General features: G+C 71.1%; 19 protein-coding genes and 2 pseudogenes. 12 read left to right on the forward strand and 9 right to left on the reverse strand.

Annotated elements, in window-relative coordinates:
- Positions 1 to 24: 24 nt before the first annotated feature.
- Complete coding sequence (locus tag ABZX85_RS20195) at positions 25 to 819, reverse strand: GntR family transcriptional regulator (RefSeq protein ID WP_355870112.1); 795 nt, start codon at positions 817 to 819, stop codon at positions 25 to 27.
- Between the two features lie 215 nt (positions 820 to 1034).
- On the opposite strand from ABZX85_RS20195, the gene ABZX85_RS20200 reads away from it, so the two are divergent.
- The 4 genes from ABZX85_RS20200 to ABZX85_RS20215 all read left to right on the forward strand — a co-directional run bounded on the left by ABZX85_RS20200 (position 1035) and on the right by ABZX85_RS20215 (position 8569).
- Positions 1035 to 4247, forward strand: coding sequence for a glycosyltransferase family 39 protein (locus ABZX85_RS20200; protein WP_355870115.1), 3213 nt, complete (start codon positions 1035 to 1037; stop codon positions 4245 to 4247).
- Between the two features lie 155 nt (positions 4248 to 4402).
- Positions 4403 to 4939, forward strand: coding sequence for a TetR family transcriptional regulator (locus ABZX85_RS20205; RefSeq protein WP_355870118.1), 537 nt, complete (start codon positions 4403 to 4405; stop codon positions 4937 to 4939).
- Between the two features lie 79 nt (positions 4940 to 5018).
- Positions 5019 to 7046: a M36 family metallopeptidase gene (locus tag ABZX85_RS20210; protein ID WP_355870121.1), complete on the forward strand. Its 2028-nt coding sequence runs from the start codon at positions 5019 to 5021 to the stop codon at positions 7044 to 7046.
- Between the two features lie 95 nt (positions 7047 to 7141).
- A complete protein-coding gene (locus ABZX85_RS20215) occupies positions 7142 to 8569 on the forward strand; it encodes an amidohydrolase family protein (protein WP_355870124.1) in 1428 nt (475 codons plus the stop codon).
- Positions 8570 to 8680: 111 nt separating this feature from the next.
- Here the strand turns inward: ABZX85_RS20215 and ABZX85_RS20220 are convergent, their stop codons facing one another.
- Positions 8681 to 9133, reverse strand: coding sequence for a cupin domain-containing protein (locus tag ABZX85_RS20220; protein WP_355870127.1), 453 nt, complete (start codon positions 9131 to 9133; stop codon positions 8681 to 8683).
- Between the two features lie 192 nt (positions 9134 to 9325).
- Between ABZX85_RS20220 and ABZX85_RS20225 the strand changes: the two genes are divergently transcribed.
- Both ABZX85_RS20225 and ABZX85_RS20230 read left to right on the forward strand, forming a co-directional pair.
- Complete coding sequence (locus ABZX85_RS20225) at positions 9326 to 9709, forward strand: helix-turn-helix domain-containing protein (protein ID WP_355870721.1); 384 nt, start codon at positions 9326 to 9328, stop codon at positions 9707 to 9709.
- A 311-nt stretch (positions 9710 to 10020) separates the two neighbouring features.
- Positions 10021 to 10815 carry an alpha/beta hydrolase gene (locus tag ABZX85_RS20230; protein WP_355870130.1) on the forward strand — a complete coding sequence of 265 codons (795 nt, stop codon included), beginning with the start codon at positions 10021 to 10023 and terminating at the stop codon, positions 10813 to 10815.
- Between the two features lie 43 nt (positions 10816 to 10858).
- Here ABZX85_RS20230 and ABZX85_RS20235 read toward each other — a convergent pair whose 3' ends face one another.
- Positions 10859 to 11362 carry a GNAT family N-acetyltransferase gene (locus ABZX85_RS20235; protein WP_355870133.1) on the reverse strand — a complete coding sequence of 168 codons (504 nt, stop codon included), beginning with the start codon at positions 11360 to 11362 and terminating at the stop codon, positions 10859 to 10861.
- Positions 11363 to 11740: 378 nt separating this feature from the next.
- Here ABZX85_RS20235 and ABZX85_RS20240 point away from each other — a divergent pair, with 378 nt between their 5' ends.
- Both ABZX85_RS20240 and ABZX85_RS20245 read left to right on the forward strand, forming a co-directional pair.
- Positions 11741 to 12280: a sigma-70 family RNA polymerase sigma factor gene (locus ABZX85_RS20240; RefSeq protein WP_355870136.1), complete on the forward strand. Its 540-nt coding sequence runs from the start codon at positions 11741 to 11743 to the stop codon at positions 12278 to 12280.
- A complete protein-coding gene (locus ABZX85_RS20245; RefSeq protein ID WP_355870139.1) occupies positions 12277 to 13266 on the forward strand; it encodes a response regulator transcription factor in 990 nt (329 codons plus the stop codon). The genes ABZX85_RS20240 and ABZX85_RS20245 overlap by 4 nt, the downstream gene beginning before the upstream one ends.
- A gap of 110 nt (positions 13267 to 13376) precedes the next feature.
- On the opposite strand, the pseudogene ABZX85_RS20250 reads toward ABZX85_RS20245, so the two are convergent.
- From ABZX85_RS20250 to ABZX85_RS20265, 4 genes and pseudogenes are all read right to left on the reverse strand, one after another.
- A pseudogene (locus tag ABZX85_RS20250) lies at positions 13377 to 14090 on the reverse strand (S1 family peptidase); the annotation flags it as partial.
- Between the two features lie 14 nt (positions 14091 to 14104).
- Complete coding sequence (locus tag ABZX85_RS20255; RefSeq protein ID WP_355870142.1) at positions 14105 to 14773, reverse strand: recombinase family protein; 669 nt, start codon at positions 14771 to 14773, stop codon at positions 14105 to 14107.
- Between the two features lie 167 nt (positions 14774 to 14940).
- Entirely contained in the window at positions 14941 to 15894 is a 954-nt protein-coding gene (locus ABZX85_RS20260) for an alpha/beta hydrolase (RefSeq protein WP_355870144.1), read from the reverse strand.
- A gap of 52 nt (positions 15895 to 15946) precedes the next feature.
- Positions 15947 to 17224, reverse strand: coding sequence for an MFS transporter (locus ABZX85_RS20265; protein WP_355870146.1), 1278 nt, complete (start codon positions 17222 to 17224; stop codon positions 15947 to 15949).
- 135 nt (positions 17225 to 17359) lie between these two features.
- Here ABZX85_RS20265 and ABZX85_RS20270 point away from each other — a divergent pair, with 135 nt between their 5' ends.
- Positions 17360 to 18265, forward strand: a complete 906-nt coding sequence (locus tag ABZX85_RS20270; RefSeq protein WP_355870149.1) for a helix-turn-helix transcriptional regulator — start codon at positions 17360 to 17362, stop codon at positions 18263 to 18265.
- Positions 18266 to 18548: 283 nt separating this feature from the next.
- Here ABZX85_RS20270 and ABZX85_RS20275 read toward each other — a convergent pair.
- Positions 18549 to 18817: pseudogene (locus tag ABZX85_RS20275) on the reverse strand (helix-turn-helix transcriptional regulator); the annotation flags it as partial.
- A 426-nt stretch (positions 18818 to 19243) separates the two neighbouring features.
- Here ABZX85_RS20275 and ABZX85_RS20280 point away from each other — a divergent pair.
- The 3 genes from ABZX85_RS20280 to ABZX85_RS20290 all read left to right on the forward strand — a co-directional run bounded on the left by ABZX85_RS20280 (position 19244) and on the right by ABZX85_RS20290 (position 21941).
- On the forward strand, positions 19244 to 20260 hold the full coding sequence (locus ABZX85_RS20280) for a zinc-dependent alcohol dehydrogenase family protein (protein ID WP_355870151.1): 1017 nt from the start codon (positions 19244 to 19246) through the stop codon (positions 20258 to 20260).
- Between the two features lie 73 nt (positions 20261 to 20333).
- Positions 20334 to 20999: an SDR family NAD(P)-dependent oxidoreductase gene (locus tag ABZX85_RS20285; RefSeq protein WP_355870154.1), complete on the forward strand. Its 666-nt coding sequence runs from the start codon at positions 20334 to 20336 to the stop codon at positions 20997 to 20999.
- Between the two features lie 171 nt (positions 21000 to 21170).
- A complete protein-coding gene (locus ABZX85_RS20290) occupies positions 21171 to 21941 on the forward strand; it encodes an SDR family oxidoreductase (RefSeq protein ID WP_355870156.1) in 771 nt (256 codons plus the stop codon).
- 248 nt (positions 21942 to 22189) lie between these two features.
- On the opposite strand, the gene ABZX85_RS20295 is transcribed toward ABZX85_RS20290, so the two are convergent.
- Entirely contained in the window at positions 22190 to 22330 is a 141-nt protein-coding gene (locus tag ABZX85_RS20295) for a hypothetical protein (protein WP_355870158.1), read from the reverse strand.
- Between the last annotated feature and the right edge of the window lie 34 nt (positions 22331 to 22364).

Below are 22364 nucleotides of genomic sequence, written 5' to 3' on the forward strand. Positions count from 1 at the left end.
TGTGCATACACCCTGACCGTGCGGTCACGCGGGAAAGCCGCCGCCGATCACCATCGCCAGTCCGGTGCGTGTCGACCTGGGTTCGTACTCGGGGGACAGGTCCGCCAGCATGCTCAGGCCCGTCCGCGCGAAGTGCCGGGCGAGCACGCGGACGGCTTCCGCCGGATCGTGTGCGCGCAGGGCCGTCAGCAGGGCTTCGTGCTCCTGGTCGGCGCGGGCGCACGAGACGGGGCCGCCGAGATGCGCGAGCCGGGTGTAGCGCTCGCTCTGCTCGGCCAGCGACGCGAGCATCCGCTCCATGTGCACCCCGACCGCCTGGGTGGGGATGCGGTGGAACTCCTTGTGCACGGCGTGCCAGTCGTCCACGCCGCCGGTGTCCGCGAGTTCCCGCATCCGGCGCAGGGCGTCCGCCATGCGGTCGAGGTCCTCGGCCGTCAGCGTGGGCGCGGTCACGGTCACCGCGAGGGATTCGAGCACGATACGGGTGCCGTAGACGTCGTCGAGGTCCTCCGGGTCCACCGCTCGCACGCGGGCGCGCTGGTCGGGCCGCGCGCAGATCAGCCCCTCCTCCTGGAGCAGCCGGAACGCCTCGCGCATCGGGGTACGGCTGACGCCCAGCTCACGGGCCATCGCCGCCTGCGGCACCACCGAGCCCGGGGGCAGTTCGCCGTTGAGGATCATGGCCCGGAGCCGCTGGTGCACGTCCAGGGCGAGCCGGCGGCCAGGCGCGAGCTCACCGGCCGGGTCGTCGGGCGGCACGGACGGCTCCGCGCCCTCCCCCGCCCGCGCGCCGAGTGCGTCGCTGCTGCTCCTGTCCACGGCCGGAGTCTACCCAGGCGTCTCCCGGGGGCCGGCGGTCCGTGCGGGGCGTGGGAGTTCGGCCAATGTGGGAGTGGCCGGGCATGCGGCAGTCGCTCCTGGAGACCCGCGTGAGCGCACACCGGCGACGCGTCGGCCCGGCATCCGTGCGGACACGTGCCGTCCCACCACCACCTCTCACCCCCGAGGAACCCATGACGCGGAAATCCAGTGGCATGCGTACGGCGCGCGACCTCCCGCCGTGGCCCCCGGCCGACACGGCGACCGTCGAGGTCGTGATCCCCGTCCACAACGAGGAACGAGCGCTCCCGGGCTGTGTCCGGACCCTGCACGCCCGGCTCTGCGACGAACTGCCCTACACCTGGCGGATCACCGTCGCGGACAACGCCAGCACCGACGCGACCCTCGCCGTGGCCCGCGGACTCGCCGAGGAGCTGGACCGGGTCGACGTCGTCCATCTCGACCGCAAGGGGCGCGGGCTCGCGCTGCGCACGGTGTGGGGGGCGAGCGACGCGGAGATCGTCGCCTACATGGACGTCGACCTGTCCACCGGCCTCGACGGACTGCTGCCGCTGATCGCGCCGCTGGCCAGCGGCCACTCCGACCTCGCCATCGGCAGCCGGCTGGCGCGCGGTGCCCGTACCGTGCGCGGCCCGCGCCGTGAGCTGGTCTCCCGCTGCTACAACGGCCTGATCCGGCTGACCCACGGCGCCCGGTTCACCGACGCGCAGTGCGGGTTCAAGGCGGCCCGCACCGAGGCCCTGCGCCCGCTGCTCGCGAGGACCGAGGACGACGCCTGGTTCTTCGACACCGAACTCCTGCTGCTCGCCGAGCACAACGGGCTGCGCATCCACGAGGTCCCCGTCGACTGGGTCGAGGACGTCGACACCCGGGTGAACGTCGTCTCGACCGCCGCCGCCGACCTCAGGGGCCTGTGGCGGATGGCCCGGCTCAAAGCCTCCGGCGCCGCGCACGTCCCCTTACCGGCCCGCCCGAGACCGGCCGCCGAACACCCGGACGCCGTCCTGGCCCCGGACACCGGACGCTCGCGGCTCACCTGGGAGATCGTCTGCTTCGCCGCCGTCGGGATCGCGTCGACCGCCGGACAGGCCCTCCTGTACTGGATGTTGCGTACGTGGTGGCCGCCGGCCACCGCGAACTTCGCCTCCCTGCTGGTGCTCACGCTCCTCAACACGGAGGCCAACCGCCGTCTCACGTTCCGCCACTCCACGGCCGGCGCCGGACGGGCCCACCTCGGTGCCGGGGCGCTGTTCCTCCTCGGCTACCTCGTCACCTCGGCCGCCGTTCTCGTCTACCGCGACGCCGTGCCCGGCGCGTCGGCCGGTGCCGAGACCGTCGTACTCGCCGTCGCCTCGGTCCTGGTGACCGGCGTCCGCTTCCTGGTGCTGCGGCTGGCCGTGTTCCGCACGCACCTCGTGAACCCGCCCGCCCGGGACCGGAGAACGGCTCCCGCCGCCGCGCTGGCCGCGATCCTGCTGCTGTCCGCGCTGCTGTACGGCTGGGCGCTCGGCTCGCTGGGCTGGGGGAACGGCTACTACTCGGCCGCCGTGAAGTCGATGGGCGGCGGCTGGACGAACTTCCTGTTCGGTTCGTTCGATCCGGCCGGGGTCGTCACCGTCGACAAGCCCCCCGCCGCGCTGTGGCCGCAGGTCGTCAGCAGCAAGGTCTTCGGTCTGCACGGCTGGGCCCTGCTCCTGCCCCAGGTCCTGGAGGGCGTCGCCGCCGTCTTCGTCCTGCACCGGACGGTACGGCGCTGGGCGGGCGAGGGCACGGCCCTGCTCGCCGCCCTGGTGATGGCCCTGACCCCGGTCACCGTGGCGATCAACCGCTACAACAACCCCGACACCCTGCTCGTCCTCTTCCTGGTCGGGGGCGCGTACGCGCTGACGCGGGCGCTTCAGGCGGAGCCGGGGCGGCGCGGTACGTGGTGGCTGTGCGCGAGCGGGTTCCTGGTCGGCTGCGGGTTCCTCACCAAGATGGCGGCGGCCTGGATGGTGCTGCCGGCGTTCGCGGCGGCGTGGCTGGCCGGTGCGGGCGGGCCCTGGCTCGCACGGTCCGGGCGGCTGCTCGCCGCCGGTGGGGTGTGTGCCGTCTCGTCGCTGTGGTGGGTGGCGGTGGTCGCCTGGTGGCCGGTGGGGAACCGGCCGTACATCGGGAGCAGTTCCGACGGCGGGGCCTGGGAGCTCGTGATCGGGTACAACGGGCTCGGCCGGATCTTCGGGGAGGGCGCGGGGAGCGCCGGCGGGGCCGGTCTGAGCAGGGCCGTCAGGAGTGAGCCGGGGCCGCTGCGGCTGTTCGGCGAGCAGGTGGCCGGGCAGATCGGCTGGCTGCTGCCGGTGAGCGCGGTGGCGGTGGCGGTCGCCGTGGCCGGGGCGGTGCTGCGGCGGCGCGGCAGTGGCTCGGCCGGGGAGCGGCTGCCGGGGTCCGGGTGGGTGCTGTGGGGGACCTGGCTGTTCGTGTGCGGGCTGCTGTTCTCCGTCCAGGAGGGCACGTTCCACGTCTACTACACGACCCAACTCGCTCCCCCTGTCGCCGTGTTGAGCGCGGGGCTGGTGACGGCGCTGGTCCGGGCGCACCGGGCGGGGGCACGGTGGGCGCTGCCGGTCGGGGCCGGAACCGTCCTGGTGAGCGCGATGTGGGCGGTGGCCGTGGTGCGCCGGGTGCCGTCCTGGAACGGGTGGCTGGGGTGGGCGGTGGCCGTGGTGGGGGTGGTCGCGGTGGGGCTGCTGCTCGCGGCGGTGGCGCGGCCCCGGCTCTCGGTGGCCGCGCTCGGCGGGGCGGTGCTGGCGGTGCTGCTCGCGCCGGGCGCCTGGGCGGTGAGCGTGCCGGCCGAGGCGGGAACGGTGCCGGTCGGGGTGCCGCCTTCGGCGGGGCCTGTGTCCTTCGGCGGGCGGATGCTGGGCGGCGGCGGACCCCTGCCGCAAGGGCTCACGATCCCCGGCGACGGAAGCCTGCCCAAGGGGTTCGTGCTGCCGCAGGGCTTCGGCGGCACCGCCCTCACCGCCGACCACCGCAAGATCCTCGCCTACGCGGCGCACCACTCCGACGGCGCCCGCATCACCCTCGCCGTCGACGGCGGGGCCGTCGCCGCGGGCGCCTTCGTCCTCAACACCGACGCCACGGTCATCGGCATGGGCGGCTTCGTCGGCGCCGACGACGTCCCCTCCGTACGGCAGCTGGCCGAGTGGACCGGTGACGGCAAACTCCGCTACGTCCTCGGCGCGGCCGACGGCATCGCCGCCGTGCAGGGTGGCCGAGCCGCCGCCGAACGGTCGAAGTGGATCGCCGGGAACTGCGCGAAGGTCCCCGCGAGGGCGTACGGCGCGACCGGCGCCGCGCGGGACCGCATGGCGGGCGGCGCCGGCACGACGCTGTACGACTGCGCCGCCGAGCCCCGTACCGAGTAAGCCCTCTTCGACGGAACGGGCCCCTCGACCGCGACTTCCCCTCGCGGTCGAGGACGCCCCGCCTCTTCCCAACTCTCCTTACCAACTTGTAAGTTGGCTCGCATGATCGCGTCAACCACCCGAGCGGTGGCCCACTCGTGACTCCCGAGGCTCCCGTGCGCAAGCCCGCGGCGGTACGGCGGGCCGAGATCATCGAGGCGGCCGGCGTCGAGTTCGCGGAGCACGGCCTGGCAGGGGCGCGACTGGAGGCGATCGCCGGACGGGCCGGGGTCTCGCACCCGCGCGTGGTGCAGATGTTCGGCTCGAAGCGCGGCCTGTTCCTGGAGGTTCTGGACGCCGCCTTCGACAAGGTCGAGGCGGCCTTCGAGGAGGCCGAACGAACCCTGCCCGCACTCGGTTTCGCGTACGGGCGGCTCCTGCAGGCCGAGCGCACGGTCGGGCTGGTCATCCTGCACGGCTACGCGGCAGCCGCGGACGACGGCGTACGCGAGGCCGTGCGCGAACGTCACCTCGGCCTCCAGGAGGCGGCCGGCCGTCTGACGGGCTGCGACCCGCTCCAGGTGCGGACGTTCCTCGCCACCGGTCTGTCCGTGACCGTCTCCATCCTGCTCGACCTCCCCGACCGACGCGTGGACGCGGCATGGAGCACCTGGCTACTCGACCTGGCCGCCCCCGCCGACACCCCTCGATAGGAGAGCGCCCCACGGCTGCCACCCGCACCCCCGACCCATTTACGTGACAGGTACACGACATACTATTTTGAGGCGTGACGTGAAGAGACCCCCCACACGCAGAACACGCGCGACCCTGCTGGCGACGACCGCCGGCCTCGCGCTGGCCGCCGCCGTCCTTCCCACGACCGCCGCCGGGGCCGACCAGCTGCCCGGCGTACGACAGTTACGCGCACAGCTCGGAACGCACGGCGTGCTCGCGCTCGACCCGGACACCGGCACCGCACGCCAGGTCGCCCGGCTCGACGGCTATCTGACCCGCCCCACCCACGCGGACCCCGCCGACGTCGTCCGGGACTACCTGCGCGCCCACCCCGACGTCTTCGGCCTCTCCCCCGCGCAGATCGACGCGCTGACCCTGCGCAAGCGGTACACCGACATCGCCGGCACCCACCACCTGTCGTTCATCCAGTCGGTCGACGGCGTCCCGGTGTTCGGCAACGGGGTCAAGGGCCACGTCTCCCGCGACGGACGGCTGATCAGCGTCCTGGGCGCCCCTGTATCCGACCTGCCCGCGAAGCTCGCTCCCGCCCGGGTGACCGGGGCGCAGGCGAAGACCTCCGCCGCCAAGGACCTGGCCGACCCCGAGGCCGACCCCGACGCCACCGTCAAGCAGGTCGCGTACGTGGCGCCCGACGGCGCCGTACGGCGTGCCTGGCGGACCGTCACCTCCCCGGAGGGGCAGGGCATGTGGCTGCACGTGATCGACGCCGCCACCGGCGAGGTGCTGCACCGGCAGAGCCTGTCCGCCGACTTCGACGCGCCGCAACCGGCCGCCCGCCCCCTCCTCGGCCCCGCCGCCTACGGACCAGGGGTGGTCCTCGCGTGGGACCACGCCCCGGGCGACCCGCGCGGCGGCGAGCAGCTCCCCCGCGACCTGGTCGCGCGAGGCTGGCTCCCAGCCGGCGCGCAGACCCTCAACGCGAATCCGGCGCACGTGTACAGCGACGTCAACGACAACAACAGGGTGGACGCCGGCGAGGAGATCACCCCGGCGGCCGACGGGTCGTTCGCCTTCCCGTTCACGCCGTTCACCGGACCCGGCTGCGGGACTCCGGTGCCCTGCTCCTGGGACGCGAGCACGCCCAACTCCTGGCAGACCAACCGGGCCCAGGCCGGGGCGCAACTCATGTACTTCCTCGGCAAGTTCCACGACCACCTGCTGGCCGAGCCGATCGGCTTCACCCGGGCCGCGGGCAACTTCGACGCCCGCGACGGCGACGCGGTCGAGGGGAACAGCGACGACGGCGCGGCGCGGAACGCGGGCCTGCCGGACGGCATCCGCCGCAACGACGCCCGTATCAGCACCCCGCCGGACGGGCAGCCGCCCAGGATTCACCTGTACCTCACGGCCCCTCAGGCGGGCTACCCGATCGTCCAGGGCAACTACAGCGACAACGCCATGGTCGTCTACCACGAGTACACCCACGGCCTCTCCCACCGGCTCGTCACCGACGCCCACGGCGTCGCAGCCCTCTCCCCCAGCCAGTCCTGGGCACTGGGCGAGGCGTGGAGCGACTGGTACGCCCTCGACTTCCTCGCCGCCGAGGGCCTGCGGGAGGACGATCCCGGCGTCGACGGCGAGGTCAAGATCGACGTGCCGGGCTGGATCGACGCGGTGCCGACCCGCACCCAGCCCCTGGACTGCCCGGTCGGCTCCGCCTCGCCGAAGTGCCCCGGCACCCCGACGGCCGGGCCCGGCGGATACACCTACGGCGACTACGGCAAGATCCGTGCCACGGGCCGCGAGGCCCACACCGACGGCGAGATCTGGAGCGAGACCCTCTGGGACCTGCGCACCGCGCTCGGCAGCAAACTCACCGAGTCGCTGGTGACCCGCGCGATGGAGCTGTCGCCCGAAGGCCCCTCCTTCCTCGACCAGCGCAACGCCGTCCTCCAGGCCGACACCGTCGTCAACGGCGGCCGGGCTCGCGACACGATCTGGAAGGTCTTCGCCGGCCGTGGGATGGGTTACCGCGCGGTGTCGCTCTCGGGCGCCGACGTCAACCCCGTCGAGGACTTCTCCCTGCCGCCCGGCACGAACACGCCGCCCGCCGCGCGCCCGTAGCGCGGACACCGGCTCCGGCGGTGTCGACCGACGCCGCCGGAGCCGGGACGATCAGCGGCAGAACACCCCGCGTACGACGCCTGAAAGGGACGATCATGAGCACCATCCTCATCCGGGGCGGCCACGTCCTGACCATGGACCCCGGCCTGGGGGACCTGCCCGACGCGGACGTCCTCGTCCGGGACGGCCGCCTCGTCGACGTCGCCCCGGGCCTGCCGGCGGGCGGCGCGCACGTGGTGGAGGCGGCCGGGCGCATCGTCGTACCCGGCTTCGTCGACGGGCACCGGCACCTGTGGCAGAGCCTGCTGCACGGGTTCGCCACCGACATGGGTTTCCCGGCGTACATGCGGCAGGTCCGCGGCGGCTACGGCGGGTGTTTCGACGCCGAGGACGCCTATCTGGCCAATCTGCTCGGCGGTCTGGAGTCGCTGTCCGCCGGGATCACGACCGTCGTCGACCACAGCCATCTCCAGACCTCCGCCGACATCTCCACCGCCCTGCTGCGGGGCATGTGGGACAGCGGTGTGGGCGGCTGCTTCGCCTACGCCTTCCAGAACGCGCCCGACTGGGTGGCGGGCTCCCCGACCACTCCCGAGGCGCTCGGCGACCTCCTCTCGCGCGCCCCGGACCCCGGGCACGACGAGCAGTACCGGCGGGTGCGCGCGACCCTGGCCGACCTGGACAAGGCCGGCTCCCACCGGATCAGGCTCGGTGCGGCCCTCCCCGAGACGGCCCCCTACCTGCCGGTCGACCTCGTCCGGCCCGTCCTCGAACGCGTACGCGCCCTGGAGCCCGCGCTCGTGACCGGGCACTGGAACGCGCTGGTGCACGAGGGCCGGTACGTCTCCACCCTCGGGCAGCTCGTCCAGGAGGGGTCCTTCGAGGGGACCACCGTGCTGTCGCACTGCAACCAGTTCGACGAGGCCGACCTCGACGTCCTGTCCCGCGCCGGGATCGGCCTGGTCACCACGCCCGGCACGGAGGACGGCATGGGACTCGGCCCCCTCCTCGCGCGACGGCTGGTCGAGCGGGGCGGGGCGGCGGGGCTCGGCGTCGACGGCACCTGTTACGCGCGGGCCGACATCCTCGGCGAGGCGCGGGCGCTGCTGACGGCGGAGCGCCGGCGCGCCGCCGTCGTCTCGGGCGGCATCCCCCAGGAACTGCCGCCCGCACGCGCCGCGCTCGAACTCGCGACCAGCACCGGGGCCCGGGCCGTGGGTCTCCAGGACGAGATCGGGTCGCTCACCCCCGGGAAGCGCGCGAACGTCACCGTCGTCCGGCCCGACGCCGTCCGCGTCCGGCCCGGCACCGATCCGGTGGCCGCGCTGCTCTTCTACACCGGGCCCGGCGAGGTGGAGACCGTGCTCGTCGACGGTGAGATCCGCAAGCGGGCGGGGCGGCTCGTCGGCGTCGACACCGACGATCTCGTCCGGCGGCGCGCGGAGTCCCTCGCCGGCATTCGCGGGCGGTTCGCGGCGCTCCCCGCCGAGGTGATCGAGGGGGCGTGGCGGGGGATGTTCTGAGAGGCGGGGGATGCTGAGTGACGGGGGATGTCGAGTGACGGGGGATGTTGAGTGACAGGGGCTCTCCACGTCGGCTCGGCGCCGGCGTGGAGGGCGGAGACCTCTGACGGGTCAAGGGCACCAGGTCTCGGTGGCGTAGTTCTTCATCACCTCGGCGACGTCGGCCGGGTCGAGGCCGTCAGGGCCGGGCTTGAGGCGCTGGAGGTCGCGGAAGTACTGGATGTACAGGTCGGGGGTGGAGGTGAACAGGAGGGTGGCGGGCTCGTCCCTGTCGGGGTTGTTGAACGTGTGCGGAGTCCCGATCGGGGCGGTGACCAACTGGCCCGCGCCCACGCGGTGGGTGTCGTGGCCGGAGACGAACTCGACCGTGCCGGAGAGGATGTAGAAGGTCTCGTCGTGCTCACGGTGGAAGTGCTGGGGCGGGCCGGGGTAGCCGGGGTTCAGGGTGACCTCGGCGATGCCGAGCCGGTGGCCGGTGCGGGAGCCGTCCTCAAGAACCCTCAGCGCACCACCCCGTACGTCGATGAGTTCCCCGTCGCTGTTCGGGACGATGTTGATGGTCATGGCCGAGAACCTCTTTCGTAGGTGAAAGGGCCGATGTCTCAACGCTATGGGGCTGCGCGGAGTGCTTTCCTCCATGAAAGTGACTCTCGCGCTCTCTCGGAAATACGCGGCGTGCGGGGCGAGTTGTCGGCTGAAAGACGTACGCGCGCAGGAGGTCGACCGCCGGTGGAGAGTGTGACTGTTGACGCGGACATGGACGGGGACGGGGACAGGGGATGTCCGATCGGCCCGGTGGTCGACCTGATGTTCAGCCGGTGGTTCACGGCGATCCTTTGGGCCCTGCACCATCACGGCCCCCTGCGTTTCAACGAGTTGCAGCGCCTGCTGACCGGCGTCACCCCCAAAGTCCTGACGGCGCGGCTGCGTCAGCTCGAACGGGACGGGCTGATCGTCCGCACCTACTACGCGGAGGTCCCGCGTCGCGTGGAGTACCAGGTCAGCGAGTTGGGCCTGAGCCTCAGCCCGATCTTCCGCGCACTGGACGAGTGGGGCGTGACCCACCTCCCCGACATCGACGCCGCCCGCGAGAAGTACGACCGGGTCCAGGAGGAGGAGGCCGCCTGGGCGGAGGGGTGACGGCGGACGGCGCTTTCCTCAGGGAAAGTACCCTTCACGGCCGATTAGCCTTTGTAGGAACGATCTTCCAGCCAGGAATTCATCTTCGTTCCGCCGGGGTGATCCCGTCGGCCCGCCATGTTCCTGGCCTTCCTCGTCGGCTGAAATCGTCAGCACGGAAAGAGAAGCGGATGGCTGCGAACCATGGACTCTCGGCGTCGGACACCGGTCGTCGAACGCCGAGCGACGGCGGAACTCCGGCCCCGGCAGAGGCGGGTGCGGCCGAGGGGCCTGCAAGAGCAGACCGCCCGTCCGTCTGGAACCACGTGCCCGTGCCGGAGCAGGTCGCGGTGACCGAGCACCACGTCCCGGTGGCCGAGGGCGGAAGTCTGTGGTGCTGGGACACCGGGGGTGGCGGTGAGCCCGTCGTGCTCCTGCACCCCGCCTCCGGGAGCGGGGAGAGCTGGCCGTACCAGCAGCCGGTGCTCGCCCGTGCCGGCTACCGGGTGATCGGCTACTCGCGGCGCGGCGCCTACCGTTCGGTGCCGGGGAGGCAGGAGGAGGCGGACAGCGACTCGGGGGACCTCCACACCCTCGTCGACCGTCTCGGGCTGGACCGGTTCCACCTCTGCGCCTCGGCCGCGGGCGGGGAGACGGCCGTCGACTACGCCCTGTCGTACCCCGGCCGGCTGCGCAGCCTGACCGTCTCGGGCGCCATCATGGGCATCACCGACGCCGACTACACCGCGCTGTCCACCTCGCTCCGACCGGCCGCCTTCGACGATCTCCCCATCGAACTCCGGGAGTTGGGCCCGTCGTACCGGGCCGGTGACCCGGCGGGGGTGACAGCCTGGCTGGCGATCCACCGACGCGCCAGGAGGGCCGACGCGTTCCTTCAGCGGCACACCAACCGCATCACCTGGGCGGCACTGGGCACCCTCAAGCCACCGCTCCGACTCATCACCGGCGACGCGGACCTCTTCTCCCCGCCCTCCGTCAAGCGCCTCATCGCCCGGCACCTCCAGGACGTGGCCGTACACGTCATCCCCGAGGCGGGCCACAACCCCCAGTGGGAGCAGCCCCACGCCTGGAACCACGTCTTGCTGTCGTTCCTCCGCGAGCACTGAGCCTTCAAACTCCACCGGACCGGCCGACACCGGTCCCGCACACTCAGCCTTGTCCGGCGGCCACGAGATCCACCCACGCCGTGACGGAGTCGCCCTCGCGGACGAGGTCGACACCCATAGCCGTGAGCACCCGTTGATTCGCGGCGTTGTCGGACGTCGTGCTCACGAACAAGGAATGGAAGCCGTCGGCACGGGCGAGAACCAGCAGCTGGTGGAGAACAGCGCCGCCGACACCACCGCCCCGATGGGAACGTCCGATCCACACCCCCGCCTCGACCGCGTGCCGCGGGCCTTCCAGCGGGCACAGCCGTGCGGCCCCCACCACAGCGTCCCCCACGACAATCGCATAGGTGCTCTCCACCGGCTCGGCCGACAGCGACCTCGACCGGTGAAACCGGAAAAACGCCGCCCGCCGCTCGCCGTTCCACCCATCAGGCCCAGCCACCGGAGGCATCACCTCAAGGGGGTCCGCATCGGCCACAGCGGCATCCAGCAGATCTTCGAGCAGACCCTCGTCGAGCCGCCGCAGAGTGACATCCGAGCGCATACCCGCATCCTGCCATCGCGACCGGAGCGTCTCCCAACGGTTTGTTGCCCCTCCGAGTGCACGCCGAAGTAAACGCTTTGGTGCCCACGGGAGATGAGGGTGCATGAACACCGTCACGATCCTCGTGCGAGCACATGCGGCCGAGTTCGCGCTCTTGCTACCGCACCTCTTCTCATGGAAGGCCACGTGCTGTGTTGTGCTCACCGTCGGGGCCCTGAGAGTCTTGTCGGAGAGTTCCCGCCGCAAGACGCTGGCCTGCCTCGTCAACCAAGCACCGGAGGGCACGATCGTCGTCCAGGGCAACGGCTGGGGAGGACCCGAGCTGCGGGTTCACATAGGCAGCCGCCCTGTCCGGCACCCCCGCCACGGGGAGCGTCCATGACGCCAATCCCCCCGGAGCACCAGGCGGAGATCGCCGTACTCTATATGAGGTGTCGAGACGGCATGATCGCGTTTGCTGCCCGGTTACTTCGGCACCAGGGCGGCATGGCGCACGACATGGTGCAGGAGACCTTTCACGCCGCGGCTTCGAGCTGGGAACGGCTGCGGGTCCACGACCGCGACAGGCAGCGTGCCTGGCTCTACCGAGTGCTCAAGAACAAGATCTTCGACCACTGGGGACGGTGTGAACATCTCGTCGACCTGCCCTGCGAGTCCGAGCTGCCGCCGGCCAGGGACACTCAACTGGTGGTGGCCTCCAGCCTGTTGCTGGACAAGTGCTGGAAGATCATCGATGAGATGCCCGAGGCGCAGCGCCGGGTGGCCCTGTTGAAGTGGCAGGGCGAGTGGACGACCGGAGAGATCTGTGAGCACCTGGGCATCGCTCCGACCACTGTGCGCGTGCACTTGATGAGAGCTCGGCAGGCCCTGCTGAGGTCCTTGGGGGCCGAGATCACCGGAGTTGGGGAGGCGGTATGACCTACAACATGGGGACGGAACCCAACGAGCCCACTTCGAACGACTGCGTGCCGCTCGATCACCTGGTACGGCAACTCGACCGCGACACCGGCGGCTACGTGCCGTCGCCCACCCTCAGCAAGGGGCTGGCCGAGCTGATGGCCTGGATGTCCCAGGACGGCGGTACGGCGCCCGCGTCCGTTCGGCAGCCGCCTCGCACGCGCTCCGGCATCGCCACGCCGTCGGCCCCGCAGGCCCGTATTCGGGTTGTCGTGGCGAACGGCAATCCTGTGGTGCGTGCCGGTCTGAAGGGTCGGCTGGCCCGCAGCAGGGAAATCCTGGTCGTCGCAGAGGCCGCGGACGGCCGACAGGCCCAGGACGTAGCGCACTACCACCGCCCGGACATCGTCCTCGTGGACGTCCGTATGCCCGGTGAGAACGGCTTCTCGGCCATCCCTCACCTGGCGCAGTTCACCTCGGTCATGGTGCTCACGCACAGCCGAGAGCCGGAGACCGTTCAGAGGGCTCTGCGCCAGGGCGCCAACGGGTATCTGGTGCACGGCGAGTTCACGGCGGACGAGTTGGTGGCCGCCATACGCGATGTCGTGGCGGGTCGCCCACGTCTCGGTGCCACCGCAGCCGCGGCACTGATGACAGACCTCCGCCAGGACGGCCGACAGCAGGATGCTTCCGTGTTCCCCGACGGTCTCGGAAGCACTGCGCGAGACATCGGCCGCCGGTCGGGGCCGGTTCGTGACAGGGCACAGCACCAACTCAGCACGGCGGAGGCGCATATCATGAGTCTCGTCGCATCCGGCATGAGCGACTCGCAGATCGCCACGTCCTGCGTCGTCAGCGCGAGGACCATCCGGAATCGCATCGAGCGCATCTTCGCCAAGCTCGACAGCACAAACCGTGCCGATGCCGTCGCCAAGTGGCTGGGCTTGACGGCGCCGGGAGCGGAGCAAGGAGTAGCGGCCGACCGAACCCCCGGCCAGTACTCGTGACCCGTCGCCCCAGACACCGTACGCGCTGACGGCCCGAGGACCTGAGTCCTCGGGCCGATCCTCATGCCAGGCACCCGCCGTGCGGGCGCCTCTCGTCACCGCCCCCTGGATCAGGCGGTGTTGAGGGTGAGCCCGTAGAAGGACAGGGCGTCGTCGAGGGGCTGGAAGTAGGAGGAGCCGGGGGAGTTGACCGAGCCGTTGCAGCGCTGGCTCGCGGGGCCGCCGGAGGTCATGCCCTGGGCCTGGTTGCCGGAGATGTAGGCGCCGCCGCTGTCGCCGCCCTGGGTGCAGACGGTGGAGCTGCCGAGGCCGGTGACGACGGTGTCGGGGCCGCCGTCGGGGTCGGAGTAGGTGACGGAGACGTTGTAGGAGCTGACGCGTCCGCAGGTCCAGCCGGTGGTGCGGCCCGCCTTGCACAGGGTGGCCCCGGACGCCGCGCGCCGGCTGCCCTGCACGGTGGGTTCGGTGGCCTTGCCGTACGTGTTGACGACGGTGGATATGGAGTTGCCGGAGTCGAGGCGGGCGATGCCCATGTCGACGCTGCGGCTGCCCTGCGCGAAGCGCGAGTTGGTGCCCTGGGCGAAGCGGCTCCCCTGGTAGCTGAGGACGGGGAGGTCCTCGATGCAGTGCCCGGCGGTGACCAGGTACTGACGGCCCGAGGAGTCGCGGGCGCCGTAGCCGACGGAGCAGACGAACCCGTTGAAGGCCATCTCGGAGCCCGGCTTGATGACGGCCTGCGGGACCAGCTCGCGCTGGTCGGTGAGGACTCTGACGGCGTCCGGGTGTGAGTAGTTGGCGTACAGGAAATCCCGGTGAGAACGATCTTGCTGGGATTCCCCTACCTCGTGGTGGCTTCGAGCTGGCGGGGTACGGCGCCGGCGCGCAGTTCTCGTAGGTCGGGGATGTGGTTGTAGAGGGTGCCCGGGGAGACGCCCAGCAGCTTGGCGATCGAGGTGATGGAGCGGCCGGGGTCGGGCAGCAGGTCGCGGGCGGCGCGGATGACTTCCTCGGTGGCGACGCTAGGGCGCCCGCCGACCCGGCCGCGCTCGCGGGCGGCGGCCAGGCCCTCGTTGGTGCCGATGACGATGAGTTCGCGGATGAACTCGGCGAGCGCGGCGAAGACGTGGAAGACGAGCCGGCCGCCAGGCGTGGTGGTGTCCAGGTTCTCGTGCAGTGAGGTGAAGCCGATCCCGCGCTCGCGCAGCTCGGCGACCATGTTGATGAGGTCCTGAAGGCTGCGGCCGTAGCGGTCCAGGCTCGGGACGACGAGGGTGTCGCCGGGATCGAGGAAGGCGTGGCACGCCTTCAGCTCGGGGCGGAGCGCGTTCTTGCCGGACTTCTTGTCCGCGAAGATCTTCCGGCATCCGGCGGCGGTGAGTGCGTCGAGCTGTCGTTCGAGCTTCTGCCCGCTGGTCGAGACTCGGGCGTATCCGATCTTGATTTCGGTGCGGACCAGCGGTTCGGCGACGAGGAGGCCCGGCCCATCGGCCGGTTCGGGGGCGGTCATGGTCCCGGATCATGTCAGAAAACGGTGGTCCGGGGTTGTTGAACGACCCAGGTTTCTGAAGGGGTTCTTGAAGGCTCTGCGGGATCCGGGCTGCCCTACGGGGCGATCTTCAGAAAACGAAGGTTTTTTGAAGATCGCCCCGCGCGGTGCCGGCCCGCAGGGGTGGATCACGCAAGGTTCTTGGTGAAGAACTCCTCCAACTTGTCGAACGGGATCAGGTCCGTCTTGTCGTAGAGGTCGACGTGGCCGGCGTCCGGGACGGAGTGGAGCTCCTTCGGCTCTGCGGCGAGTTCGTACGCGTCCTCGCTGAAGTACCGGGAGTGGGCGTGCTCGCCGGTGACGAGCAGGATGGGCCGCGGCGAGACCGACTTGATGTGGGTGAGGAGCTCGAAGTTCATCATCGACATGCTGCTCGTCGTGGTGAACTGGGTGAGCGAGTTCCAGTGGTATCCGCGCGGGGTGGAGTAGAACTCGCCGAACTCGCGGGCGATGGGGTCGGTGTTCTCGTCGAACCCGACCGGCGCCCCGCGCGGGGTCAGCGTCGGCTGCCCGCCCTCGAAATCCGCGTACCGCTGCTCGGCGACGGCGTCGAGGATGGCGTTGCGCTCGTCCTGGGTCTGGGTGTCCTTCCAGCCCTTGGACTGGACGCGTGCGATGTCGTACATGACGATCGTGGCCACGGCCTTGATGCGCCGGTCGACGCCGGCGGCGCTGAGGAGGAACCCGCCGCTGCCGCACATGCCGATTCCGCCGATGCGCTCACGGTCCACGAAGGGCCGGGTGCCGAGGTAGTCGACGGCGGCGTGGAAGTCCTCGGCGAACAGGTCCGGGGAGGAGAGGTGGCGCGGGGTGCCGCTGCTGTCGCCGTTGAAGGACGGGTCGAAGGTGAGGGTGACGAACCCGCGCTCGGCGAGGTTCTGGGCGTAGATGCCTGCGCCCTGTTCCTTGACGCCGCCGTACGGGGAGCCGACGAGGATCGCCGGGTGCTGCCGGGAGGCGTCGAAGTCCTGGGGCAGGTACAGGTCGGCGGCGATGGTGATGCCGTACCTGTTCTTGTACGACACGCGGGTGCGGGTGACGTTGGCGTCCAGGTCGAAGATGTAGTTGCCGGTGCGAGACATGTCGTCCTTCTTCGTTGCTGTGCTGTGTGGGTGAGGGGTGGGCTGGGCCGGCTCAAGCCTGGTCGGCAGGAACGGGGGCTGCACTTGGGGTGGCCGGGCCGGGTGAACCGGCACGGCGGTTCCGTCGCAGGGCGAGGGCGATGGTGGGGATCAGGGTCAGGGCGGCGATGGCAGTGCCGACCACGGCGGGGCCGGTGGCGCCGGTGCTCTCCAGGGCGAGGCCGGCGACCCAGGAGCCGATGGCGGTGCCGAGGTTGAACGCCGAGACGGTCAGGGCCGAGGCCAGGGTGGGTGCCTGGCCGGCGTAGCGGACGGCCAGGGCCATCAGGACCGGGTTGGCGCCGAGGCCGAAGAAGCCCAGCACGGTGACCAGGACGATGACGGCGGGGGCGGAGCCGGCCAGCAGGACGATCGCCAGCAGCAGGAGGGTGGCACCCGCGGCGGCGGCGATGGTGACCGCGTGGGGGCGGCGGTCCCCCAGACGGCCTCCCACGATCGAACCCGCGAGGGCGCCGAGGCCGAAGCCGGCGAGGACCAGCGGCACCAGTCCGGCGGCGATTCCGGACCGCTCGGTCAGCAGCGGCGCGATGTAGGAGTACGCGGCCAGAATGCCGCCGGTGGTGGTCGCGCAGGCGGCCAGCACGAGCCACAGACGGCCGGAGTGCAGCGCAGCCAGCTCCGCGCGGATCGATCCTGTGTGCGGGGCGGGTCCGTCGTGCGGGACGTTGCGGGCGATCAGGGCGATGGCGGCCGCGGACAGGGCCGCAAGTGCCCAGAACGGTCCGCGCCAGCCCATGAGCTGTCCGGCGAACGCGCCCAGCGGCACGCCGACGACGTTGGCGAGCATGGCACCGGCCCCGACAAGACCGAGAGCGCGGGCGCTGGCCGCCGGGCCCGCGGCGCGGGTGGCGGCCACGTTGGCCACGGCCCAGAACGCTCCGGTGGCGATCGCGGTCAGGAACCGTGCCGCCAGGACCAGGGTGAAGTTCGAGCTGAGGGCGACGATGACGTGCCCGACGGCGAAGACGCCCAGGGCGAGCATCAGGGTGAGTCGGGTGGGCAGCCGCAGCGTGAGCATCGACATCAACGGCGCTCCGACGATCATCCCGACGGCGAAGACCGTGATCAGAAGTCCGCTCTGGGCGACGCTGACCTGTAGGTCTCCTGCGATCTCGGGCAGCAGGCCGGCCACGACGAACTCGGTGGTGCCCATCAGGAACGTGCCCAGCGCGAGCACATAGACGACGAGCGGAAGCCGGGCCGGAGCCAGCCGCGGCTCGTCAGCCTGCACGTTGTCGGGAGCCTGGAGGGTTCCTCCTCGCGTACTCAAGGTTCATCTCCGTGGGGGTTGTGATCGGTGTACGTCTCCCAGAGAACCGGCCGCCCCACGCTTGAGGAAGGTCGCGTTTATAGGGGGGACAGACTCAACCTCCCTATGCGCGAGCAGATGGCTACCGTGGAGTACATGGACGACCGAAGCGACCACCGCACCGAGATCCGGGACTTTCTCGCCAGCCGCCGCGCCAAGATCACACCGGAGCAGGCCGGGCTGCCCACCAGCGGACGCCGCCGGGTCCCCGGACTGCGCCGTGAGGAGGTCGCCGTGCTCGCCGGGGTGAGCACCGAGTGGTACACCCGCCTGGAGAAAGGCCACATCAGCGGCGTCTCCGAGGACGTACTCGCCGCGGTCGCCCAGGCCCTGCAACTGGACGAAGACGAACGCACCTACCTGTTCGACCTGGCCCGCGCCGCCCGCCCCGCACGCCGCACCCCCTCCCGCCGCCGCGACGTCGACGTCCCGCCCCGCATCCAGTGGCTGCTCGACTCCATCACGATGTCCGCCGCCTTCGTACGCAACGGCCGCCTCGACGTCATCGCCCACAACACGCTCGGCCGGGCCCTGCACGCACCGATGTTCGACAGCCCCACCACCGACAGACGCGGCCGTCCCAACTTCGCCCGCTACCACTTCCTCGATGCCGGCTCACAGGACTTCTTCGTCGACTGGGACACCGGCGCCGCCGCCACAGTCGCCCTGCTGCGTGCCGAAGCCGGGCGCGAACCGCACGACCGCACCCTGCGCGAGCTGATCGGCGAACTGTCCACCCTCAGCGCCGAATTCCGCACCATGTGGGCCGCGCACGACGTCCGCATCCGCCACGACGGCACCAAACGGCTGCAACACCCCGAGGTCGGCCCCCTGGAACTGACCTACCAGTCCGTGGACCTGCCCGTCTCGCAGCGAGCCGTGCACGACCTGAGCCTCTACACCGCCGAACCCGGCAGCACCTCCGAAGACCACCTCAAACTCCTCGCCAGCCTGGCAGCCACTCCCATCCAGACGACGAAGCCCACCGACCAACCCGGCTGAGCCACCCATTGCGCACGCTCCCGGCTGGTCAAGCATCCAAGCCCGAACCGCACCCAGGCCGCCCTGGCGCTCGACGACGCGGTCACCCAGCCCACCGCGCGTCGGCCATCCGTCGGCAGCGCACTGCGGGCACCGCACCGTCCTGCACACCGCCCGCCAACGCCGAAAGGATCGCGGAAGAACAGCTCGACCACGAGATCGAGAATCAGCACGACCCCGCTGTGACGGCCGGGCGCCGCCGGGCCGACGCCGAATCCGTCACGCCCCGGCCGACCCTGTCGTGCAGGTAGGTGCGTTCGTCTCCGCTCAGCTGCAGAGTGCGCGGGTCACGGCGTCCAGGACGTCCCCGGAGACGCCGCTGATGTTGCCCCTCTCCAGGCGCATGTACCACTCGGTGCTCACTCCGGCGAGGACGGCGACCTCCTCACGGCGCAGCCCGGGCACCCGGCGCCGTCCGCTGGCGGGCAGCCCGACCTGTTCGGGGCCGAACTGGGCTCGCCGGCGGGCGAGAAAGTCACGGATGTCGGCGCGGTTGTCGGGGCTGCGTTCCATGCCTTCCACGCTGCGGCCGGAACCCGGCGGGAGGGGGGTTGAGCTTGTCCCCCCGATAAACGCAGCCTTCCTCAATCTCGGCGGTGGCGGTTTCCTGGTGTGTGCACCTCGAAGTCAAGCCGTTGTGGAGTTCGAAAGTAATGAGTACGCGAGCAGGGACCCTTGAGGCCCCCGCCGCTGTGCGGGCTGCGGTGAGCGTTCACGCTCCCGCCTTCCGCTCGTCGTCTACGGGCTGGCCCTGGCTGAGACCTTCCCCGCCGGCCGCACGGCTGACCGGGAAGGGAGCCCACCTGGAACAGACGACTCGGGCGCATAGGCAGTAAAGCGGGGATGCTCCCCAGTCTCGCCGGCCTGCTCCCTGCCATTGCCCCTAGGAATCCGGCTGCCTCCGCGGCCGGCCCAGAAAGAAGTTCAGGAGTTCATCTCATGCGCGCTGCAATACTGCACGCTCCCGGCGACGTCCGGGTGGAAGACATCGCCGAACCGAAGATCACCGCCCCGACCGACGCGATCATCCGGCTCGCCGCAGCCTGTGTCTGCGGGTCGGACCTGTGGCCCTACCGCGGCATCGACGCCGTCGACAACCCCGTACACATGGGGCACGAGTACGTCGGCGTCGTGGAAGAGGTCGGCAGCGAGGTGACGACCATCAAGCCCGGCCAGTTCGTGGTCGGCTCGTTCGTCATCGCCTGCGGTGTCTGCGAGCTCTGCCGCTCCGGCTGGCCGTCCTCCTGCATCCACCGCACTTTCCAGGCCGGCACGCAGGCCGAGCGCGTCCTGATCGCGCACGCCGACGCCAACCTGGTGGCCACCCCGGGCATGCCCGACGCGGACCTGATCCCGAGCCTGCTGGCCGCCTCCGACGTACTGGGCACCGGCTGGTTCGGCGCGGTCGCCGCCGAGGCAGGCCCGGGCAAGACGGTCGCAGTCGTCGGGGACGGCGCGGTCGGCCTGCTCGCGGTCCTGGCCGCCAAGCAGCTCGGCGCCGAGCGCATCATCGCGATGAGCCGCCACGAGCCCCGGCAGAAGCTCGCCCGCGAGTTCGGCGCCACCGACATCGTCACCGAACGCGGCGACGAGGGCGTGGCGAAGATCAAGGAGCTGACCGGCGGCCTGGGCGCCCACTCCGTCGTCGAAGCGGTCGGCACCCAGGAGTCCATGAACCAGGCCCTGCGCTCGGCCCGCCCCGGCGGACACGTCGGCTTCGTCGGCGTCAACCACGACGTCACCCTCAGCGGCGAAGAACTGTTCTTCTCCCAGGTCCACCTGGTCGGCGGCCCCGCCCCGGTACGCCGGTTCCTGCCCGAACTGATCGACCTGATCTGGCAGCGGAAGATCAACCCCGGCAAGGTCTTCGACCTCACCCTCCCCCTCGACGAGGCCGCCGAGGCGTACAAGGCCATGGACGAGCGCCGCGCCATCAAGGCCATGCTCACCCTCTGACCGCCCCTGTACGGCTGCCCGGCCCGCCGCAGGGCCGGGCAGCCCGCCCCCCACAATCCTTCTGGAGCTGATCATGACCACGTACGCCCTCATCGGCGCCGGCCCCGGCCTGGGCCTGGCCACCGCCCGCCGCTTCGGCGCCGCCGGCCACAGCGTCGCCCTGATCTCGCGCAACAGCGAGCACCTGGACCAGCTGTGCGCCGAACTGGAACGGGACAACATCACCGCGCGCGGCTTCACGGCCGATGTCCTGGACGCCGCCTCCCTCACCACGGCACTCGACGCAGCCGCCTCCGCCTTGGGACCCGTAGAAGTCCTGCAGTACAGCCCCGTACCCCGCGCGGACTTCATGAAGCCGGTCCTCGACACCACCGCCCCCGATCTGGACGCCCCCCTGGCTTTCTCCGTCACGGGCCCGATCACCGCTGTGAACGCGGTCCTGCCGGGGATGCGGGCGCTGGGCCGCGGCACCCTGCTGTTCGTCAACGGCTCCAGCGCGGTGCGCCCGAACCCCCGCGTGGCCGGCACCTCCATCGCCTTCGCCGCGGAGAGCGCCTACGCGGCGATGCTCCACGACGCGCTCGCGCCGGAGAACATCCACGCCGCCCAGCTGATCATCCCCGGGGGCATCCGCCCCGACTCCGAGCACTCCAGCCCCGACGTCCTGGCCGAACGCCTGTACGCGGCGCACACCGAACGCGACGGGTTCCGGCACTACGCCGAACCCCTGCCCGAGTGAACTGACGGATTACGCCGTGCCCTGGGTGGCCCGCTCACCCCGAGCCGGACCACGGACCAACGCACCGGCCCGGCCCCGCCGGACACCACGCCCTCGCGCCATAAGCACCACCGCTCTCCGCCGCCCGCACGGGGTGGCGGACAACGTACCCACCCACGAGGAGACACCCTCATGAGCGTCAGCAACGACACCTTCACCGGCAAGGTCGCCTTCGTGACCGGAGCTGCTTCCGGCATCGGCCGCACCACCGCCCTCGCGTTCGCCCAGTCAGGCGCCCGTGTCGCCCTCGCCGACACCTCCGCAACCGGCCTGAAGGAAACCGAACGGCTCATCACCGAAGCAGGCGGGCAAGCCCTGTCCGTTACCTGCGACGTCACCAACGAGGACCAGGTGAAGGCCGCTCTCGACTCCGTCATCCAGACGTTCGGACGCCTGGACGTCGCCTTCAACAGCGCCGGCGTCGAGCAGCCGATCCAGCCCATCGGCGACCTCACCAAAGAAACATGGGACCGCGTACTCGGCGTCAGCGCCACCGGCACGTTCCTGTGCATGAAGCACCAGATTCCCCTGATGCTCGAGCAGGGAGCCGGAGCGATCGTCAACGCCTCCTCCAGCGCCGGAGTCAAGGGATTCCCCGGATCCGCGGCCTACACCGCCGCCAAGCACGCCGTCATCGGCCTGACCCGCTCTGTCGCCCTCGACACCGCGGCATCCAACATCCGGATCAACGCCATCTGCCCCGGCATCATCGACACCCCCATGATCGAACGCTTCGCACAGAGCACCCCCGGAGGACGCGAAGCACTGATCGCCGACGAACCGATCGGACGCCTCGGCCGACCTGAAGAAATCGCCGCCGCCGTCCTGTGGCTCTGCTCCGACGCCGCCTCCTTCACCACCGGCCACGCCATGGTCGTCGACGGCGGCCAAACCGTCGGATAGCCCTTGACGAAACCCATCGAGGCCACCGAGAGGGCTGCCCCGTCCATGCGAGCTCATGCCGACCGACTCGCCTTGTGGACTGCGCAGACCGGGCTCTGTGGCCCCGGTGGACGCAAGGTTCAAGTCCAGGCGGCAGGTCATGTCGAGTTCGAATCGGCCGTAGAGTTCACGTGGGTTCAGAACAGCGGTGACAGGGCCCGCCGGTCGGCGTCGGTGAGCCGCTTGTGTCACTTCTCCTCGATGCAGGCTCACAGGCAGAACCGCACCCCTGGCGCTCTGGCGCTCGACGACGCGGTCGCCCAGCCCACCGCGTCGACCATCGAGCGGCAGCGCACTGCGGGCACCGGATCGCGGAAGAACAGCTCGGCCACGAGATCGAGAATCAGCACGACCCCGCTGTGAGGGCCTGGCGCCGCCGGGCCG

This window comes from Streptomyces sp. NPDC004539 (genome assembly GCF_040610055.1).
Lineage (GTDB): Bacteria > Actinomycetota > Actinomycetes > Streptomycetales > Streptomycetaceae > Streptomyces.

Coding starts and splice junctions, on each gene's coding strand:
- ABZX85_RS20245 (WP_355870139.1), top strand. CDS start 12,277: ATGACCTACAACATGGGGACGGAACCCAACGAGCCCACTTCGAACGAC.
- ABZX85_RS20235 (WP_355870133.1), bottom strand. CDS start 11,362: ATGCGCTCGGATGTCACTCTGCGGCGGCTCGACGAGGGTCTGCTCGAA.
- ABZX85_RS20215 (WP_355870124.1), top strand. CDS start 7,142: ATGAGCACCATCCTCATCCGGGGCGGCCACGTCCTGACCATGGACCCC.
- ABZX85_RS20255 (WP_355870142.1), bottom strand. CDS start 14,773: ATGACCGCCCCCGAACCGGCCGATGGGCCGGGCCTCCTCGTCGCCGAA.
- ABZX85_RS20225 (WP_355870721.1), top strand. CDS start 9,326: ATGGACGGGGACGGGGACAGGGGATGTCCGATCGGCCCGGTGGTCGAC.
- ABZX85_RS20270 (WP_355870149.1), top strand. CDS start 17,360: ATGGACGACCGAAGCGACCACCGCACCGAGATCCGGGACTTTCTCGCC.
- ABZX85_RS20260 (WP_355870144.1), bottom strand. CDS start 15,894: ATGTCTCGCACCGGCAACTACATCTTCGACCTGGACGCCAACGTCACC.
- ABZX85_RS20200 (WP_355870115.1), top strand. CDS start 1,035: ATGCGTACGGCGCGCGACCTCCCGCCGTGGCCCCCGGCCGACACGGCG.
- ABZX85_RS20290 (WP_355870156.1), top strand. CDS start 21,171: ATGAGCGTCAGCAACGACACCTTCACCGGCAAGGTCGCCTTCGTGACC.
- ABZX85_RS20285 (WP_355870154.1), top strand. CDS start 20,334: ATGACCACGTACGCCCTCATCGGCGCCGGCCCCGGCCTGGGCCTGGCC.
- ABZX85_RS20280 (WP_355870151.1), top strand. CDS start 19,244: ATGCGCGCTGCAATACTGCACGCTCCCGGCGACGTCCGGGTGGAAGAC.
- ABZX85_RS20240 (WP_355870136.1), top strand. CDS start 11,741: ATGACGCCAATCCCCCCGGAGCACCAGGCGGAGATCGCCGTACTCTAT.
- ABZX85_RS20220 (WP_355870127.1), bottom strand. CDS start 9,133: ATGACCATCAACATCGTCCCGAACAGCGACGGGGAACTCATCGACGTA.